This is a genomic window from Derxia lacustris, assembly GCF_002105195.1.
GTDB classification, from domain to species: Bacteria; Pseudomonadota; Gammaproteobacteria; order Burkholderiales; family Burkholderiaceae_E; genus Derxia; species Derxia lacustris.
In genome coordinates this window covers 97,043-115,812 of the sequence record NZ_MUHU01000014.1, presented here as the reverse complement: position 1 = coordinate 115,812, position 18,770 = coordinate 97,043, and the positions used below count along the sequence as shown (strand labels likewise).

At 70.4% G+C, this 18,770-nt stretch carries 13 protein-coding genes and 1 CRISPR repeat array; of the genes, 10 read left to right on the top strand and 3 right to left on the bottom strand.

Annotated features, from left to right (window positions below; translation table 11 throughout):
• Positions 1 to 4 precede the first annotated feature (4 nt).
• From cas5e to B9P64_RS30120, 5 genes are all read left to right on the top strand, one after another.
• Complete coding sequence (gene cas5e, locus B9P64_RS30100) at positions 5 to 844, top strand: type I-E CRISPR-associated protein Cas5/CasD (RefSeq protein ID WP_085315372.1); 840 nt, start codon at positions 5 to 7, stop codon at positions 842 to 844.
• Between the two features lie 2 nt (positions 845 to 846).
• Entirely contained in the window at positions 847 to 1,548 is a 702-nt protein-coding gene (gene cas6e, locus B9P64_RS30105) for a type I-E CRISPR-associated protein Cas6/Cse3/CasE (RefSeq protein WP_085315373.1), read from the top strand.
• A 45-nt stretch (positions 1,549 to 1,593) separates the two neighbouring features.
• Positions 1,594 to 2,478, top strand: coding sequence for a type I-E CRISPR-associated endonuclease Cas1e (gene cas1e / locus B9P64_RS30110; RefSeq protein WP_217808656.1), 885 nt, complete (start codon positions 1,594 to 1,596; stop codon positions 2,476 to 2,478).
• A complete protein-coding gene (gene cas2e / locus B9P64_RS30115) occupies positions 2,459 to 2,755 on the top strand; it encodes a type I-E CRISPR-associated endoribonuclease Cas2e (protein WP_085315374.1) in 297 nt (98 codons plus the stop codon). Before cas1e ends, cas2e begins: the two co-directional genes overlap by 20 nt.
• Before the next feature lie 73 nt (positions 2,756 to 2,828).
• A CRISPR array of direct repeats spans positions 2,829 to 4,811; the repeat unit is 29 nt; unit sequence GCGTTCCCCACGTGCGTGGGGATGAACCG.
• A 431-nt stretch (positions 4,812 to 5,242) separates the two neighbouring features.
• Positions 5,243 to 7,540: a beta-glucosidase gene (locus tag B9P64_RS30120; RefSeq protein ID WP_085315375.1), complete on the top strand. Its 2,298-nt coding sequence runs from the start codon at positions 5,243 to 5,245 to the stop codon at positions 7,538 to 7,540.
• 68 nt (positions 7,541 to 7,608) lie between these two features.
• On the opposite strand, the gene B9P64_RS30125 is transcribed toward B9P64_RS30120, so the two are convergent.
• The 3 genes from B9P64_RS30125 to B9P64_RS30135 are packed head-to-tail and all read right to left on the bottom strand — an operon-like array spanning position 7,609 to position 13,391.
• Positions 7,609 to 9,018 (bottom strand): efflux transporter outer membrane subunit, encoded by a 1,410-nt coding sequence (locus B9P64_RS30125; RefSeq protein ID WP_085315376.1) that lies wholly within the window; start codon positions 9,016 to 9,018, stop codon positions 7,609 to 7,611.
• On the bottom strand, positions 9,015 to 10,211 hold the full coding sequence (locus B9P64_RS30130) for an efflux RND transporter periplasmic adaptor subunit (protein WP_085315377.1): 1,197 nt from the start codon (positions 10,209 to 10,211) through the stop codon (positions 9,015 to 9,017). The genes B9P64_RS30125 and B9P64_RS30130 overlap by 4 nt, the downstream gene beginning before the upstream one ends.
• Positions 10,212 to 10,214: 3 nt before the next feature.
• Positions 10,215 to 13,391 carry an efflux RND transporter permease subunit gene (locus B9P64_RS30135; RefSeq protein ID WP_085315378.1) on the bottom strand — a complete coding sequence of 1,059 codons (3,177 nt, stop codon included), beginning with the start codon at positions 13,389 to 13,391 and terminating at the stop codon, positions 10,215 to 10,217.
• Positions 13,392 to 13,535: 144 nt separating this feature from the next.
• On the opposite strand from B9P64_RS30135, the gene B9P64_RS30140 reads away from it, so the two are divergent.
• The 5 genes from B9P64_RS30140 to B9P64_RS30160 all read left to right on the top strand — a co-directional run bounded on the left by B9P64_RS30140 (position 13,536) and on the right by B9P64_RS30160 (position 18,768).
• Entirely contained in the window at positions 13,536 to 13,700 is a 165-nt protein-coding gene (locus B9P64_RS30140) for a hypothetical protein (RefSeq protein ID WP_176256748.1), read from the top strand.
• Positions 13,701 to 13,790: 90 nt separating this feature from the next.
• Positions 13,791 to 14,897 (top strand): porin, encoded by a 1,107-nt coding sequence (locus B9P64_RS30145; RefSeq protein ID WP_085315379.1) that lies wholly within the window; start codon positions 13,791 to 13,793, stop codon positions 14,895 to 14,897.
• Positions 14,898 to 14,979: 82 nt separating this feature from the next.
• Entirely contained in the window at positions 14,980 to 16,938 is a 1,959-nt protein-coding gene (locus B9P64_RS30150; protein ID WP_085315380.1) for a bifunctional sugar phosphate isomerase/epimerase/4-hydroxyphenylpyruvate dioxygenase family protein, read from the top strand.
• A gap of 53 nt (positions 16,939 to 16,991) precedes the next feature.
• A complete protein-coding gene (locus B9P64_RS30155; protein WP_085315381.1) occupies positions 16,992 to 17,858 on the top strand; it encodes a shikimate dehydrogenase in 867 nt (288 codons plus the stop codon).
• 73 nt (positions 17,859 to 17,931) lie between these two features.
• Positions 17,932 to 18,768, top strand: a complete 837-nt coding sequence (locus tag B9P64_RS30160) for a sugar phosphate isomerase/epimerase family protein (RefSeq protein ID WP_176256749.1) — start codon at positions 17,932 to 17,934, stop codon at positions 18,766 to 18,768.
• Positions 18,769 to 18,770: the final 2 nt, after the last annotated feature.

The following is an 18,770-nucleotide window of genomic DNA, read 5'->3' as shown; positions in this document are numbered from 1 at the left end:
CGCGATGGACTTTCTCGTGTTTCAGCTCCGGGCGCCGCTGGCGTCCTGGGGCGAGCCGGCGGTGGGCGAGTTTCGCGGCACGGCCGAGCATCCGTCGCAGTCGGCGCTGGTCGGGCTGCTCGGCGCGGCGCTCGGCATCGTGCGCGAGGACGAGGCCGCGCATGCGGCGCTGCGCGACGGCTATGTCTTCACCGTCGCAGTGCTGGCCGAGGCCAGGGCCGACGACGGCTTCGGCCGCCACGGTGCGCCGGCCGGCGGCAGCCTGCTGCGCGACTACCACACGGCCCAGGTGCCGCCGCGTGCCGCGCTCAAGGGCCGGCCGCACCGCAGCCGGCGCGATGAACTGGCGCTGCCGTCGCGCGACCTCACGACCATCCTGTCCACGCGCGACTACCGCCAGAACGCGAGCTATCTGGTCGCGCTGCAAGCGCGTGCAGAAGTGCACTGGCCGCTGGCGGTGCTGGCTGCCGTGCTGAGACGGCCGCGCTTCGTGCTCTACCTCGGCCGCAAGAGCTGCCCACCGGCCGCGCCGCTGTGGCCCCAGGTCATCGAGGCCGAATCGGCGCGCGCTGCCTTCGAGGACTACCGGGCGCGCCATGCCGCCGTTGTCGCACGCGTTACCGAGGCGACGCGCGCCGAGCGTGGCCAGCGCTTTGCGCCCGCCGCCGACGAGACGCTCGGCAGCATCGCGCGGCTGGCCTGGGCCGACGGCGCCAACGCCGGCATCGACGCGGCCGACGCCTCGGTCATGACCACCGTGCGCAAGGACCGTGTGATCCGCCGCACCGGCTGGCTGTTCGGCGACCGCGCCGAGCATGTCGCCATCCTCGATCCGGAGGCTTGACCATGTTCTTCAGCCTGATCGTGCCGGCCGAGGGCCGCGAGCGCGAAGCCGCGCGCCAGCGTCTCGACGGCCCCTATGCCGAGCACCAGTGGCTGTGGCGCCTGTTCGCTGCGCCCGAAGGCACGCCGCGCGACTTTCTCTACCGCCGGCGCGACGTGGGCGGCCTGCCGCGCTACTACGTGGTGTCGCAGCGCGCGCCCGGCGCCGCCGACCCGGGCTGGGAGGTGCGCGTGCGCGACTACGCGCCGCAACTGCGCGCCGGCGACCGCCTCGCCTTCGAGCTGCGCGCCAATCCCACCGTGCGCCACGGCCGCGACGGCAAGTCGAGCCGACACGACGTGGTGATGGAAGCCAAGAAGAAGCTGCTCGCCGAGCGCGGCCTTGCGCGTTGGGACGATCTGCCCGAGGACGAGCGCCCGCCGCTCTACGAGTTGGTGAGCGATGCCGCCGGCCACTGGCTCGACCGGCGCGCCGAGCGCTGCGGCTTCGCGCTCGACCGCGCGGCGCTGGTCGTCGATGCCTACACCCAGCACGGCCGCCACGAGCGCCGCACCGCCGAGCGCGAGCTGAGCTTCTCGTCGGTGGATTTCAGTGGCGAGCTGGTCGTGACCGAGCCGGCCGCCTTCGCGCGCACGCTGGCCGAGGGCATCGGCACGGCGCGCGCGTTTGGCTGCGGGCTGCTGCTGGTGCGGCCTGCCGCCTGACGCGCGACCGTGGCCGCGCCGCTGCCGCCGCTCAAGCCCATCCCGATCAAGGAGCGGCTGTCAGTCGTCTTCATCGAGAAGGGCGAGCTCGATGTGCTCGACGGCGCCTTGGTTGTCGTGGATGTGACCGGCATCCGCACGCAGATTCCGGTCGGCGGCATCGCCTGCGTGATGCTGGAGCCGGGCACGCGCGTGTCGCATCGGGCGGCGGCGCTGGCGGCGCGCGTGGGCACGCTGCTGGTGTGGGTCGGCGAGGCCGGCGTGCGGCTGTACTCGTCGGGCCAGCCGGGCGGGGCGCGCGCTGACCGGCTGCTGTATCAGGCCCGGCTCGCGCTCGACGACAACCTGCGGCTCAAGGTGGTGCGCAAGATGTACGCGATCCGCTTCGGTGAGGAGCCGCCGGCGCGCCGCAGCGTGGAGCAGCTGCGCGGCATCGAGGGCGCGCGGGTGCGGCGCAGCTACCAGCTGCTCGCGCAGAAGTACGGCGTGAAATGGTCGGGCCGCGACTACGACCAGCACGACTGGGACGCCAGCGACATCGCCAACCGCTGCCTGTCGGCGGCCACCTCCTGCCTGTACGGCGTGACCGAGGCGGCGGTACTCGCGGCCGGCTATGCGCCGGCGGTGGGCTTCATCCACACCGGCAAGCCGCTGTCCTTCGTGTACGACGTGGCCGACGTCTACAAGTTCGAGACCGTGGTGCCGGTGGCCTTCAAGGTGGCGTCGGCACCGGTGGGCAATGTGGAGCGCGCGGTGCGGCTGGCCTGCCGCGACGTGTTCCGCCAGACGCGGCTGCTCGAACGCATCATTCCCGACATCGAGACGATGCTCGCCGCCGGCGAGATCAGCCCGCCCGCCGCGCCCGACGATGCCGTCGGCCCGGCCATCCCCAATCCCGAAAGCGTCGGCGATGCTGGTCATCGTTCTTGAGAACGCGCCGCCGCGCCTGCGTGGCCGGCTGGCGGTGTGGCTGCTGGAGATCCGCGCCGGCGTCTACGTGGGCAACTACTCGAAGCGCGTGCGCGAGCACATCTGGGCGCAGGTGGAAGAGGGCATCGAGGACGGCAATGCCGTGATCGCCTGGCGCAGCGGCAACGAGGCGGGGTTCGAGTTCATGACGCTGGGGGCGAACCGGCGCGTGGGGGTGGATTTCGATGGGGTGCAGCTGGTGAGTTTTCATCCGGAAGTCGGTGGTTCGGATGGGTGAATTTTCATCGGAATTTTTCGGTGGAAATTTCGGAGGTGGAAAGCGCTTTAAAAATCAGTGAGTTAGGGTTAGTGCGTTCCCCACGGGCGTGGGGATGAACCGGTGCGCCAGTAGTCGCGGTCATCACGCATGACGCGTTCCCCACGGGCGTGGGGATGAACCGCCCACGACGCCGCGAAGAAGATCAACGACACCGCGTTCCCCACGGGCGTGGGGATGAACCGGCCATCTCGTTGCTGTCGAAATAGAGGTGCATGCGTTCCCCACGGGCGTGGGGATGAACCGTCCTGCTCGGAAAAATCGATGAAGAAGCTGTTGCGTTCCCCACGGGCGTGGGGATGAACCGCGCCACGACTGGCACATCGCCGAGCCTGGGCGGCGTTCCCCACGGGCGTGGGGATGAACCGTCGCCCTGCGATTCGAGTGCCGCCCGCGCCAGGCGTTCCCCACGGGCGTGGGGATGAACCCTGGCCGCGAGTGGCGGCACGATGCGCACGGTCGCGTTCCCCACGTGCGTGGGGATGAACCGCCAAACATGTCGGTCGCGTCGCTTTCGCGCTGGCGTTCCCCACGTGCGTGGGGATGAACCGACCCCGTTCGAGCAGCCTATGGCCTGCCATTGGCGTTCCCCACGTGCGTGGGGATGAACCGAACATGTCGCCCGGGTGCGCCGCTTGCTGGGTGCGTTCCCCACGTGCGTGGGGATGAACCGTCGGATCTGGAGTTGCTGAACGTCCAAGTGCCGCGTTCCCCACGTGCGTGGGGATGAACCGCCTGCGAGCGTCTTGCTTTCCTTGGGCACGCGGCGTTCCCCACGTGCGTGGGGATGAACCGCGCCTGTATCTGCGCCTGACCGACATCGAGCAGCGTTCCCCACGTGCGTGGGGATGAACCGCGGGCCTCATCCTCGATCTCGTCGACCTTGCGGCGTTCCCCACGTGCGTGGGGATGAACCGCTGCGCTGGCCGGGCTGCAAACGATTGCAGGAGCGTTCCCCACGTGCGTGGGGATGAACCGGCCCCGCCGGGCGAGCGCGGCCAGACCCTCATGCGTTCCCCACGTGCGTGGGGATGAACCGTGACGCTCGTCACGCATGCCGGGCGCGGCCGGGCGTTCCCCACGTGCGTGGGGATGAACCGTGAACATGAATCGCGCGCTGCCGTTCGTCGCCGCGTTCCCCACGTGCGTGGGGATGAACCGCGCGGCTGGTCGATGGTCGACGGCGCATCGCCGCGTTCCCCACGTGCGTGGGGATGAACCGGCAGTGAAGCGATCCAAATTGCGATTGAAATAGCGTTCCCCACGTGCGTGGGGATGAACCGTAGTCAACGCGCGGCATGAGCCACCCGGCATGAGCGTTCCCCACGTGCGTGGGGATGAACCGACGCTTTACAGCCATTCCCCGGCTGCCGATCCGCGTTCCCCACGTGCGTGGGGATGAACCGGCGAACATCACGCGCCCGCCCGGTCGCCGGCAGCGTTCCCCACGTGCGTGGGGATGAACCGCGCGCCGACCAGCATCAGCTGCGTGTTCACGCGCGTTCCCCACGTGCGTGGGGATGAACCGGGTTCTGAGATGGACGCATTTGCAGGGCTCGAGCGTTCCCCACGTGCGTGGGGATGAACCGGCGTGCGCGCGACGCTCACGCCCGGTGCTGCGGCGTTCCCCACGTGCGTGGGGATGAACCGCCCGCGCTGCCTGCTGGCGTCCCGGAACGCCTGCGTTCCCCACGTGCGTGGGGATGAACCGAAATCGTCGATCTTGGTGCCTGCTTTGGCGCCGCGTTCCCCACGTGCGTGGGGATGAACCGCCGCTGCTCGTGAGCTCGGCCGGCGGCTCGAAGCGTTCCCCACGTGCGAGGGGATGAACCGCGGTCAATTCCGGCGCGGGTTTGGTTGCTAGTGCGTTCCCCACGTGCGTGGGGATGAACCGCACTGCGCGCTGACCTACATCTCGCAGGCGGCCGCGTTCCCCACGTGCGTGGGGATGAACCGAACGCCTTCTGCCGCTTGTTCTCGGACCGGTTGCGTTCCCCACGTGCGTGGGGATGAACCGCACGTCTTGCCATTCGGCTTCGGCTTCCGGGCGCGTTCCCCACGTGCGTGGGATGAACCGTTCGACGAACTCACCGCCAAGATCGAAGACCTGCGTTCCCCACGTGCGTGGGGATGAACCGCGCCTTGTCGACTTCCCGAGCGGACTGAGCATGCGCTCCCACGCGCGTGGGGATGAACCGGGACGTGACGGACGGCACCGGGCCGCGCGAGGGCATTCCCCACGCGTGGGGACGAACCAGTGAGCTTCCACAACGCGCCCCCGGCATGCGCGCGTTCCCACGAGCGGCCGATCGCCCGCCCCAAATCGCGCCGACCGAGGTCGGTTAGTGCCAATCCTCCTTGCCGCAAGCTGAACACCCGCTGCCCCTTCCATCCGCGCAAACTTCCACCGGCCTGCCGCCATCTCCCCACCGCTCAGCCGCCGATCCCATGCGCCGCCACCTCCGCCGCTTCCGCCAACGTCTCGACCAAGCCCTGCCCAGCGCACTGCCCGAGGGCTTTCCGCTGCGCTATCTGCTGGCGAGCCTGCTGCTGGTCGCGCTGCTGCCGGCGCTGCTCGGCGAGGTGCCGGCCCAGCCCTGGCGCGATCCGCAGCTCTCGCCCGACGAACGCGCCCGCCTGCTCGAAGCCAAGCTCACGCCCGACGAGCGCATCGCGCTGCTGCACGGCCCGATGGGCACAGCCTTCGCCGGCAAGCCCAAGCCGCCCGGTGCGCTCGGCTCGGCTGGCTACATCCCCGGCATCGCGCGGCTCGGCATCCCGGCCCTGCAGGAAACCGACGCCAGCCTCGGCATCGCCAATCCGGCCGATGCGCGCCCCGGCGACGGCGCGACCGCGCTGCCGGCCAGCCTGGCGCTTGCGGCCAGCTTCAACCCGCGTCTGGCCTTCGACAGCGGCGCCATGATCGGCCGCGAGGCGCGCGCCAAGGGCTTCAACGTGCTGCTCGCGGGCGGCGTCAATCTGGCGCGCGATCCGCGCAACGGCCGCAACTTCGAGTACCTGGGCGAGGACGCGCTGCTGGCCGGCACGCTGGCCGGCGAGTCGATCCGCGGCATCCAGTCCGAGCGCGTGATCTCGACCGTCAAGCACTTCTCGCTCAATGCGCAGGAGTCGCGGCGCGAGTCGGTCGATGCGCGCATCGACGAGGCGGCGCACCGCGAATCCGACCTGCTCGCGTTCCAGTTCGCCATCGAGCGCGGCCGGCCCGGCGCGGTGATGTGCGGCTACAACCTGGTCAACGGCGCGCACGCCTGCGGCAACGACCACCTGCTCAACCGCGTGCTCAAGCGCGACTGGGGCTATCGCGGCTGGGTCATGTCGGACTGGGGCGCGGTGCATTCGGTCGACGACGCGACCCACGGCCTCGACCAGGAATCGGGCGAGCAGCTCGATGCCGAGGTGTTCTTCGGCGCGCCGCTCAAGGCGGCGGTGGAGTCGGGCCGCGTGACGCGCGAGCGGGTCGGCGACATGGCGCGGCGGGTGCTGCGCTCGATGTTCGCCGTCGGGCTGTTCGACGGCGCCTCGACCGGCGCGGCGCCGGCCGGCGCCATCGACCGCGCGGCCCATGCCCGCATCGCGCGCAACGTGGCTGCCGAGGGCATCGTGCTGCTCGCCAACCGCGCCGGCCTGCTGCCGCTCGGCGCCGAGCGCAAGCGCATCGCGGTCATCGGCGCGCATGCCGACGTGGGCGTGATCTCGGGCGGCGGCTCGTCCCAGGTGCTGCCCTGGGGCGGGCCGGCGGCGGTGGTGCCGGTCGGCCAGGGCGACAGCTGGATGCAGGCCTGGAGCCGCATCGTCTATCACCCGTCGTCGCCGTTCCGCGCGCTGCGCGAGCGGCTGCCGGGCGCGAGCGTGGTGTTCGACAACGGCCGTTATCCGGCGCAGGCGGCAGCGCTTGCACGCACGGCCGACGTGGCCGTCGTGTTCGTCGAGCAATGGATGATCGAGGCCATCGACGCGCCCGACCTGAGCCTGCCCGACGGCCAGGACGCGCTGGTCGAGGCGGTCGCGGCGGCCAACCCAAACACCGTGGTCGTGCTGGAGACCGGCGGCCCGATCGCGCTGCCGTGGCGCGACCGCGTCGGCGCCATCGTCGCGGCCTGGTATGCGGGCGCCGAGGGCGGCGCGGCGATTGCCGATGTGCTGACCGGCGCGGTCAACCCGTCGGGCCGGCTGCCGGTGAGTTTTCCGGACGGGCTGGCGCAGACGCCGCGCGGGCCGCTGCCGCCGCCCGATGCGCCGGCCGGCGCGCGCTTCACGGTCGATTACAGCGAGGGCGCCGACGTGGGCTACCGGCGTCATGCGGCGCTCGGCACGCGGCCGCTGTTCGCGTTTGGCCATGGGCTGTCGTACACGCGCTTCGGCTATGACGGCCCGCGCGCCGAGGGCGGCGACCGGCTCGCGGTAAGCGTGGAGGTGAGCAACCTCGGCACGCGCGCCGGCAGCGAGGTGGTGCAGGTCTATGCGCTCGATGCCGGCGGGCGGCGCGGCCGGCGGCTGGTCGGCTTCGACAAGGTGGCGCTCGCGCCCGGCGAGCGGCGGCGGGTGCGCATCGAGGTCGATCCGCGGCTGCTGGCGCGCTTCGATGTGGCGCGCGGCGACTGGCTGCTGCCGGGCGGCGAGCTTGGCATCGCCGTCGGCCGCGATGCGCTGACCGACATCCTCACCACCCGCGTGCGGCTGGATGAACGTCGGCTGCCGGCCGGCGAGGGCGTGGCGGCGCGGTAACTGCGTGCGGCGGCAAGTGCGTCGGGCGGCGTCAGCCGCCGGAGCCGCCTGCCGCCGTCACTCCGCCGTCACTCCGCCGCGCGCCAGCCGCCGCCGAGCGCGCGGATCAGCTGCACCCGCGCCGACAGCTCCGCCACCTTGAGCCCGATGCCGGCCTGCTGCGCCTGGGCCAGCGCCGCCTGCGCATTGGCCACCGGCAGAAAGGTGACCAGCCCGCCCTCGTACTGCCGGCGCGCCTGCTCGAAGGCGCGCTGCGCGGCGTCCTCGGCGGCCTGCTGATGCGCCGCTTCGTCGGCCAGTTCGCGGATCGCGGCCAGGCTGTCCTCGGCTTCGCGCCAGGCCACCAGCACGGTCTGGCGGTAGTTGGCCGAGGCTTCTTCATGCGCGGCGCGCGCGGCCGCCACATTGCCGGCGATGCGGCCGTTGTCGAACAGATTGAACGCCGCCGCCGGCCCCAGCGACCAGAAGCGGCTCGGCGCCAGCAGCCAGTCAGCGCCGCGCGTGGCCTCGCTGCCGAGCGCCGCACCGAGGCTGAACGTCGGGAACCATGCCGCGCGCGCCACGCCGATGTCGGCATTGCTCGCGAACACCCGGCGCTCGGCGGCGGCCACGTCGGGCCGGCGCTCCAGCAGCGCCGACGGCTGACCCGGCTGCACCGGCGGTGGCGCGGCCGGCAGCGCGCCGTCGGCCAGCGCAAAGCCGGGCGCCGGCTCGCCGACCAGCAGCGCGATCGCATTGCGCAATTGCGCCGAATGCAGCCGCAGCTCGGCCAGCGTGGCGCGCGTGTTCTCGACTTGCAGCCGCGCCTGATTCACATCCAGCTCGGTGACCAGACCGCCGGCGTGGCGGCGCTCGGCCAGCGCGAGCGCATCGGCAAAGGCGGCGAGCGAGGTTTCGAGCACGCGCCGGGTCTGCTCCTGGCCGCGCAGCGAAAAATAGTTGGCGGCCAGCTCGGCGCGCAGGCCGAGCCGCAGCGTGTCGAGGTCGGCGGCGCTGGCCTGCATGCGCGCATCGCCGGCCGCGACCGCATTGCGCACCCGGCCCCACACGTCGATCTCATAGCCCAGGCTGATGCCGAGCACCAGATCGTCGTTGACCAGCCGGGTCGCGCGGCGCGGCGCGTTCTCGGAAGTGCGCGCGCGGCTCGCCGAGGCGTTGAGATTCAGGCTCGGCAGCGTCGCGGCGCGCGCAATGCCGGCGAGCGCGCGGCTCTGGTCGTAGCGCGCCACGGCGGCGGCCAGGTTCTGGTTGCCGACCGTCACGCGCGCTTCGAGCGCATCGAGCAGCGGATCGTTGAAGCGCGTCCACCACGCGTCGGGGTCGAGGCTGTCGGCCGGCTCGGCCAGCTTCCAGCCATCGGGCGCGCTGGCGCCGGAGAAGGCCGCCGGCGTGGCGACGGCCGGGCGCTTGTAGTCGGGCGCCAGACTGCATCCGGCCACGGCGCAGGCCAGCCCGAGCAGCAGTGCTGCCGGCTTCACTTGGCTGCGCCCTTGGCGGCGTCGGCCGGCGCATCGGCCGGCACGGCCACCCGCACCGCCACGCCGTTGGCCGCCGAGTCGGACGGATTGAGCACCACGCGGTCGGTCGGCGCCAGCCCGGCGACGATCTCGATCTCCTTGCCGAAATCGCGCCCGGCCACCACCTGGCGCAGCGCGATCCGCTCCTGCGCATCGACCACCGCCACGTTCAGCCCGTCGGCGCGAAACAGCAGCGCATTGGTCGGCAGCCGCAGCACATCGGGCCGCGCCGGCAGCTTGAAGCGCACCTCGGCAAACGCGCCCGGCAGCACCGCGCCCGAGGCGTTGTCCAGGTCGAGCTGCGTCAGCAGCGTGCGCGAGCCGGGCGCGATCGCCGTCGCCGTGCTCGCGATGCGCGCCGGCCAGCCGGTGTGGGCCGCGCCCGCGACCAGCACGTCGGCGGTCTGGCCGACCTTGATGCCGCCGGCCAGCGACTCGGGCACCTGCACATACACGCGCAGCTTGCGGGTCGAGGCGATGCGGAACAGCGGTTCGCCGGCGCCGGCCGAGATCAGCGCGCCGGTCTCGGCATTGCGCGCCGTCACCGTGCCGGCAAACGGCGCCAGCACCCGCTTGAAGCCGGCGATCTCGCGCAGCCGCTGCACATTGGCGCGCGCCGAGTTGGCCGCCGCCGCGCGCGCCGTGGCCTCGCCAAAGCGGTCCTCGGCCTCCTGCGGCGCGACCGACCTGCTCGCCAGCAGCGTGCGATAGCGCTCGGCGGTGCCGGCGGCGATCTTTGCGTTGGCCTCGGCCGTGGCCAGATCGGCCTCGGCCTGGCGCAGCTGCTGGTCGACCTCGGGCGCATCGATCTCGGCCAGCAGCTCGCCGGCCTTGACCGGCGTGCCGATGTCGACCAGCCAGCGCTTGAGATAGCCGCTGGTGCGCGCATGGATCGGCGCCTCGTCCCAGGCGCGCACATTGCCCGGCAGGGTGAATTCATCGGCGCCGGTCGCTGCCTTGGGCGCGATCACGCTCACCACCGGCAGCGCCAGCGCGGTCGTGCGCTCGCGCAGTGCGGTCTCGGCCTCGGCGCGGCCGGCCAGCCGCCAGCCGACCAGCCCCACGATAGCCAGCGCCACGACGATGACCGGCAGCGCGCTGCCGGCATGGCGGCGCGCCGTCGGCCGCCGGGAAGAAAAATGAAGCGAAGGCATGGATCAGCTCCCGACCGTCGCCGCGAAGCCGGGCGCAGCCCGGCCCCGGTCGGCGCGGCCGTGCACGAGGGAAAAGACAACCGGGACGAAGAACAGCGTGGCCACCGTCGCGGCCAGCAGGCCGCCGACGACCGCGCGGCCGAGCGGCGCGTTCTGCTCGCCGCCTTCGCCGAAACCGAGCGCCATCGGCAGCATGCCGATGACCATGGCAAGCGCCGTCATCAGCACCGGGCGGAAGCGCGTGAAGCCCGCTTCGAGCGCGGCGGTGAAGGCGGACTCGCCGTGGTTCAGCCGCTCGCGCGCAAAGCTCACCACCAGAATGCTGTTGGCCGTGGCCACGCCCATGCACATGATTGCGCCGGTCAGCGCCGGCACGCTCACCGTGGTGTGGGTGATGAACAGCATCACCACGATGCCGCCCAGCGCCGCCGGCAGCGCGCTGATGATGACCAGCGGATCGAGCCAGCTCTGGAAGTTGACGACGATGAGCAGATAGACCAGCACCACCGCGCCCGCCAGCCCCAGCAGCAGGCCGTTGAACGAGCTGTTCATGGTCTGGATCTGGCCGCGCACATTCACCGACGAGCCCTTGGGCAGGTCCTTCTTGGCCTCGGCCACCAGCGCGGCGAGGCGGTCGGCCACCGCGCCCAGATCGCTGTCCTGCACCGCGCCGTAGATGTCGAGCGTGGGCATCGCGTTGTAGTGGCTCACCACCGCCGGCCCGGCGCTGCGCTTGAAGCTGGCCACATTGGCCAGCACCTGCGGCGGGGCGTTGCCGCTGGCGGCCGTGACCGGCAGCGTGGCCAGATCGTCGAGCGACTGCATGCGCGGCTGCGGCGTCTGCGTGGCCACGCTGTACTGGATGCCGGTGCGCGGATCGAGCCAGAAACCCGGATTGGTCTGGAAGCTGCCCGACAGCGACACCAGCAGATTGCTGGCGATGTCGCGCTGTTGCAGGCCCAGCTTCATCGCATTGGCGCGGTCCACGTCCACATTGATCTGCGGATAGTCGAAGGCCTGATGGATGCGCACATCGACCGCGCCCGGCACCTGCCGGATGCGCTCCAGCAGCTTGCCGGCCCAGGCCAGATTGCCGGCGACGTTGAAGCCGGTGATCTGCACATCGAAGGGCGCCGGCAGGCCGAAGTTGAGAATCTGGCTGACGATGTCGGCCGGCAGGAAGGCAAAGCTCACGCCCGGGAATTCGCCCGGCAGCCGGTCGCGCAGGGTGCGGATGTAGTCGGCGGTCGGCCGGTGGCCTTCGTTGAGCGCCACCAGAATGTCGGCATCGCCCGGGCCGATCGGCGCCGAGCTGGCATAGGTGAGGTTGATGCCGCTGTAGGGCAGGCCCAGGTTGTCGACGATGCCGGCGCGCTCGGCCTCGGGCACCACCTCGCGGATGACCGCCTCGATGCGGTCGCAGAGCTGGGCCGTGGTCTCGATGCGGGTGCCGCTCGGCGCGCGGATGTGCAGCTTGATCTGGCCCGCATCCACCGCCGGGAAGAAGTCGCGGCCCAGCAGCGGCAGCAGCGCCAGCCCGAGCGTGATGACCAGCGCGAACCCCGCCGCAAACCGCCACGGCCCGCGCAGCGCCGCCTCCAGCAGCCGGTGATAGCCGTCGCGCAGCCGCGCAAAGCGCAGCTCGAAACCGTGCTGGAAGCGCTGGAACACGCCGCGCGGGTTCTCATGCGCAAGCGGGTCGTGCATGCGCAGCCAGTACTTGGCGAGCGTGGGGATCAGCGTGCGCGACAGCAGGTAGGACGCCAGCATCGCGAACACCACCGCCTCGGCCAGCGGCACAAACAGAAAGCGCGCAATCCCGGTCAGGAAGAACATCGGGATGAAGACGATGCAGATGCACAGCGTGGACACCAGCGCCGGCGTGGCGATCTGGTGCGCGCCGTCGAGGATGGCGTCCTCCACCTCCTTGCCCTGCTCCAGATGCCAGTTGATGTTCTCGATGGCGACCGTGGCGTCGTCCACCAAAATGCCGACCGCCAGCGCCAGTCCGCCCAGCGTCATGATGTTGATGGTCTCGCCGAGCGCCGACAGGCAGATGATCGACGCCAGCACCGACAGCGGAATCGACACCGTGATGATGAGCGTGCTGCGCCATGAGCCGAGGAACAGCAGAATCATCAGCCCGGTCAGCGCCGCCGCGACGATGCCTTCGCGGATCACGCCGTCGACCGCCGCGCGCACGAAGACCGACTGGTCGCCGAGCAGCTTGATCGTCAGGTCGCGCGGCAGCCCGGCCTGGATGTCGGGCAGCAGCTCATGCACCTTGTCGATGATCGCCAGCGTGGATGCGTTGCCGGTCTTGAGCATGCTCATCAGCACCGCGCGCTTGCCCTCGACCCGCACGATGTTGGTCTGGGGCGCGGCGCCGTCGCGCACATTGGCCACGTCGCGCAGCTGCACCAGACCGTCGGCGCCGTAGCGCAGCGGCAGCTCGTTCAGGCCGGCCACGGTGGTCGGGCTGGCGTTGAGGCGCACGTTGAGTTCCTGGTCGCCGATCTTCTGCGTGCCGGCCGGAATCACGAGGTTCTGGTTGCCGAGCGCAACCGTCACGTCCTGGGCCGACAGGCCGTGGGCGCGCAGCGCGGCCGGATCGAGATCGACCTGGATCTGGCGCTGCTTGCCGCCGAACGGGAAGGGCACGGCCGCGCCCGGCACCGGCGCGAGCCCGGTGCGCACCTGGGTGTTGGCGGTGTCGTAGATCTCGGTTTCCGACAGCTCGTTGCTGGCGAAGGCGAGTTGCAGGATCGGCACCGTCGACGCGTCATAGGCCAGCACGAAGGGCGGCGTGGTGCCCGGCGGCGCATTGCGCAGCAGCGCCTGCGACACCGCCGTGATCTGGGCCACCGCCAGCTCGGTACTCACATTGGGCTGGAAGAAATACTTCACCACCGACACGCCGCCGAGCGATTGCGACTCGGTGTGCTCGATGCCGGTGATGGTGGTCTGGGCCGCGCGCTCGGTGGTCGCGACCACGCGGTTGGCGATCTCGTCGGGCGGCAGGCCGCTGTACTGCCAGATCACCGCGACGATGGGAATGCGGATCGCCGGAAAGATGTCGGTGGCGGTGCGCGCCAGGGTGAACAGCCCGCCCAGCACGATGAGGATGGCGAGCACGAGAAAGGTGTAGGGGCGGCCGAGCGCCACGCGGACTATCCACATCGGCGGGGCTCCTGCGGCCTGAAGGCGAGGCTCATTGTTGGTGACTTCGGTGAGTGGTTCGCGTCGCCCGGCTGGCGTCGAGCCGGGGCGCGGACGCAAGCGGCAGGCCAGCGCCGCGCAACGGCACCGGCCCAGCCGATTGTCATGACCGCGGGTTGCAAGCGCCTGTCGGCGCTGCTGCATGCGAGGCTGCGGCTGGCGGTTTTGGCGCAAGTGCTGCTCGATTGGGAGCAGGGTTTGCGCGCGTTGCAGGGCGGCGTCAGCGCGCTGCCGGCGCTCATGAGGGGCGACCCGAGTTTCGCGCGGTGAGCGAGCGGCTGCGCGCGCCTATCGCGCAACCCGTCTTCCTCGCTTGATCTGCGCTGCCTAGCCTCCTCGAACCCCAACGAGGAGACACAGATGAAAAAACTCGCAATCGCCACCGCCCTGTGCGCCGCCACGGCCGGTTCGGCCATGGCCCAGTCGACGACCAGCGTGACCCTGTTCGGCTTTGCCGACGCCGCCTATGTCAACCAGACCAACCGCGTCGCCACCGGCGCCGGCCGGGCGATCCAGTCGGGCGCCTGGCAGGCCTCGCGCTGGGGCATTCGCGGCAGCGAGGATCTGGGCGGCGGCCTCAAGACGGTGTTCGACCTGGCCTCGACCATCTCGATCGACACCGGCTCGCAGGCCAGCAGCAGCCGCATGTTCGACCGCAATGCCTATGTGGGCCTGAGCAGCGCCGACTACGGCACGCTGATGATCGGCCGCCAGGTGACGACGCTGACCGAGGCGCTGTGGGTCACCGATCCGCTCAAGGCCAACAACGGCGCCACCAACATGAATGTGCGCTACGGCTATCTGGCCGGCCCGGGCAATCCGATTGCCAACACCTTCGGCAGCGGCGCGACGCTGGCCAACAACTCGCTCGACCGCCAGGACAACGCCGCCAAGTACGTCTACAAGGCCGGCAACGGTCTGATCGGCATGGGCTATTACGCCTTTGGCGAATCGGCCACCGGCAGCAGCTCGGCCAACAAGTCGGCCGGCCTGCTCGCCGGCTATGACGGCAGCTCGCTGCAACTGCGCGCCGCCTATGCGCAGTTCAAGGATCCGACCGCCGCCAAGCTCGACGCCTGGACCGTCGGCGGCGTCTACAAGCTCGATGCGCTCAAGTTCAAGGCCACCTGGAGCCAGAACAAGATCGACGGCACGGCCGCCACCTATCACGAGCAGAAGACCACGGTTGGCTCGGGCGGCGTCACGTATTCGTACACGCCGTCGCTCGACCTGACGTTTGCCTACTACCGCGGCACGCGCGGCTTCGACAACGTGGCCACCGACCAGAAGGCGCAGAAGTTCTACTTCGTGCCCGAGTACTACCTGAGCAAGCGCACCTGGCTCTACGCCATCGCCGATTACGAGCGCTTCAACGCCAGCGGCGCCGCGCTCGACAACGGCACGGCGCTCAAGGCCGGCGTGCGGTCGTCCATGTATCTGGCCGGCGGCATCAGCCACGCGTTCTGAGCATTTGCTTTCCGCGCCGGCTCCCACGATGGCCGGCGCGGCTTTTTGCCCACCCATGACCCACACCGATTCCGGAGGCTGCATGCGCAGGTCGATCGCCACTGTTTCGATCAGCGGCTCGCTCGAAGACAAGATGGAGTCGATCGCGCGCGCGCGCTTCGACGGCTTTGAAGTGTTCGAGAACGATCTGATCCACAGCGCGCTGTCGCCGCGTCGGATTGCGGCGCTCGCCGCCGATCTGGGTCTTGCCATCGATCTGTACCAGCCGTTCCGCGACCTGGATGCGGCCGACGACAAGCTGTTCCGCCGCAACCTCGACCGCGCCGAACGCAAGTTCGACCTGATGGGCGAGCTGGGCGCGACCATGATTCTCATCTGCTCCAACGTCTCGGCCAGCGCCTCGACCGACGATGCGCAGATTGCCGGCCAGCTCTATGAACTGGCCGAGCGCGCCGCCAAGCGCGGCATCCGTCTGGCCTATGAAAGCCTCGCCTGGGGCCGCCATGTGTGGGACTACCGCCATTCCTGGCGCCTGGTGCAGCAGGCCGATCATCCGCATCTCGGGCTCTGCCTCGACAGCTTCCACATCCTGTCGCGTGGGCTCGACCCGCGGCACATCGAAGAGATTCCCGGCGAAAGCATCTTCTTTCTGCAACTGGCCGATGCGCCGCTGATGACGATGGACGTGCTCCAGTGGAGCCGGCATTACCGCTGCTTTCCGGGGCAGGGCGGCTTCGACATGCCGGCCTTCCTCGGCCATGTGCTGGCGGCCGGCTATGCCGGGCCGATGTCGCTCGAAATCTTCAACGACGTGTTCCGCGAGGCGCCGAACCGCGACACCACGCATGACGCGATGCGCTCGCTGCTGTGGCTGGAGGAGCAGGTGAAGCTGCGCCGCCCGGCGCCGTCCGCGGTCGCCGCAGAAGCGCCGCAAGCGCCGGCCAGCGCCGCGCGCGCCGCCGCCTTCAGCCGGGTCGAGCTGTTTGCGCCGCCGGCGCCGCCGCGCATCGACGGCACGGCCTTCGTCGAGTTCGCCGTCGACGACCGCACCCAGAGCGCGCTGTGCCGCGCCTTCGCCGCGCTCGGTTTCGAGCGCGCCGGCGTGCATCGCTCCAAGAACGTCACGCTGTGGCGCCAGGGCGAGATCAATCTCGTGGTGAACAACGAGCCGGGCTCGTTCGCGAGCGAATTCTTCCAGCGCCATGGCCCGTCGATCTGCGCGATTGCGCTGCGCACCGACGACGGCCTGCGCGCCGTCAACCGCGCCCAGAGCTTTCATGTGCCGCGCTTCGAGGGCCGGGTCGGCCCGCACGAAACCACCATTCCGGCGGTGCGCGGCGTGGACGGCAGCATCCTCTACTTCGTGTCGAGCGAGCTGGAGCAGCGCGGCTTCTGGGATGCCGACTTCGTGCTCGCCGCATCCGCCGACACGGGCATCGGCCTTGGCACGCTCGACCATGTGGCCATCGCCGCGCCGATAGAAAACTTCGACAGCGCGGTGCTGTTCCAGCGCGCGGTGCTCGGGCTGGAGCCCGGCGACAGCCTGGAGCTGACCGATCCCTACGGCATGGTGCGCAGCCGCGCGCTCAGCAACGACGCGCGCACGCTGCGCATCGCGCTCAACGTGTCGCAAAGCCGCAGCACCGTCATCGCGCGCAGCGTCGACACGCTGCACGGCGCGGGCGTGCATCACCTCGCCTTCGACTGCGCCGACATCTTCGCCAGCGTGGCGGCGGCGCGCGAACGCGGGCTGGTCTTCCTCCACATCCCCGACAACTATTACGACGACCTGGTCGCGCGCTTCGATCTCGACGCGGCCTTTGTCGCGCGGCTGCGCGCGCTGCGCGTGCTCTACGACCGCGACCCGGCCGGCGGCGAATTCCTGCACGCCTACACGCCGATGTTCGAGCGCCGCTTCTTCTTCGAGCTGGTGCAGCGCATCGGCGGCTACGACGGCTACGGCGCCTCGAACGCGCCGGTGCGCATGGCAGCGCTTGCGCGCGACGTGGCCGGTCTGGTTTCGGCGCCGCTCGCCCGCTGATCCCGCACGACAACGATCCCTCCCGCCTTCCACGAACCGAACGGAGTTTCACCATGCCCATCGGCGACCGTCCCCAGTTTCTCGCCGGCCTCATCGGCGCCGGCATCCAGCGCTCGCTCAGCCCCACGATGCACGAGCGCGAAGGCCAGGCCCAGGGCCTGAACTACCAGTACCGCATCCTCGACATCGAGCAGCTCGGCCTCACGCCGGCCGACCTGCCCAAGCTGCTGGAAGCCGCCAAGCTCATGGGTTTCGGCGGGCTCAATGTCACGCACCCGTGCAAGCAGGCGGTCATTCCGCATCTCGACGAGCTGTCGCCCGACGCGGCGGCGCTCGGCGCGGTCAATACCGTGGTCATCAAGGACGGCCGCACCGTCGGCCACAACACCGACTGGTGGGGCTTCGCCGAAGGCTTCAAGCGCGGCCTGCCCGGCGCCAAGCTCGACCGCGCGGTGCAGCTCGGCGCCGGCGGCGCGGGCGCGGCGGTGGCGCATGCGGCGCTCACGCTCGGCGTCGGCCGGCTCGCCATCTTCGACATGGACCCGACGCGCGCCGCCCGGCTCGCCGAGGAACTCTGCGCCCGCTTCGGCGCCGGCCGCGCCATCGGCGGCACGTCGCTGCCCGAGGAAATGGCCGCGACCGACGGCCTGATCCATTGCACGCCCACCGGCATGACCGCCCATCCCGGCCTGCCGCTCGATGCGGCGCTGCTGCGGCCGGAAATCTGGGTCTCGGAGATCGTCTACTTCCCGCTCGAAACCGAGTTGCTCGCCACCGCGCGCAAGCTCGGCTGCAAGGTGGTCAGCGGTGGCGGCATGGCGGTGTTCCAGGCGGTCGGCGCGTTCCAGCATTTCACCGGGCTGGAGGCGAATGCCGACCGCATGCTGGCGCACTTCGAGGAACTGCAAGCCGCCCGGTGACAGGGCCGCAGCAAGCGGATTCAATGACGGCTTCGGCGCGCATGCCAACCGCACAACCCAGCAGGGGCCAGCAATGATTTCGTCCAATGTCTGCATCGATACCGTCGCGCTCGGCGGCACGCTCGATGCCAAGCTCGCGGCCATCGCCGAGGCGGGCTTCAAGTCGGTGATGGTCTGGGGCAACGACCTCATGAGCGAGCCGGGCGGCGTCAAGCTCGCGGCGCGCAAGATCCGCGACTCGGGGCTGCAAGTGGCCGGCTTCCAGCTGCTGCGCAACATCGAGGCGGTCGAGCAGCATCTGGTCGATTACAAGATCGACCTCGCGCGCTCGCTGTTCGGAATGATGGAAGCGGTCGGCACCGATCTGCTGCTGGTGTCGTCCGGCGCCTCGGCGCGCGGCCTGCGCGACATTGCCACCGTGGGCGCGCGGCTGCGCATGCTGGCCGAACTCGGCGATGCCATCGGCGCGCGCATCGCCTACGAGGCGCTGTCCTGGGGCGGCTTCGTCGACAACTACGAACTGGCCTGGGACGCGGTGCGCGCCGCCGACCATGAGCGCGTCGGCCTCATCGTCGATTCCTTCCACACGCTGGCGCGGCATCACGCGCTGGAGCCGCTGCGAAAGATTCCCGCCGACCGCATCTTCATGGTGCAGCTGTCGGATGGCGCCTGGGATGCGCTGAGCGAAGTCGACGATCTCATCGAGAGCGCGCGCCATCGGCGCATCTTTCCGCAGGACGGCCAGCACAGTTTCGAGATGCAGCAGCTGATCGGCGTGCTGAAGGACATCGGCTTCACGGGGCCGTATGCGATCGAGATCTTCAACGACGAGTACCGGCACCTGGCGCCGGAGCTGGTGACGCAGAAGGCGGCGCAGACGGCGGCGTGGTTAAGGCCGTTGATTGGGTGAGG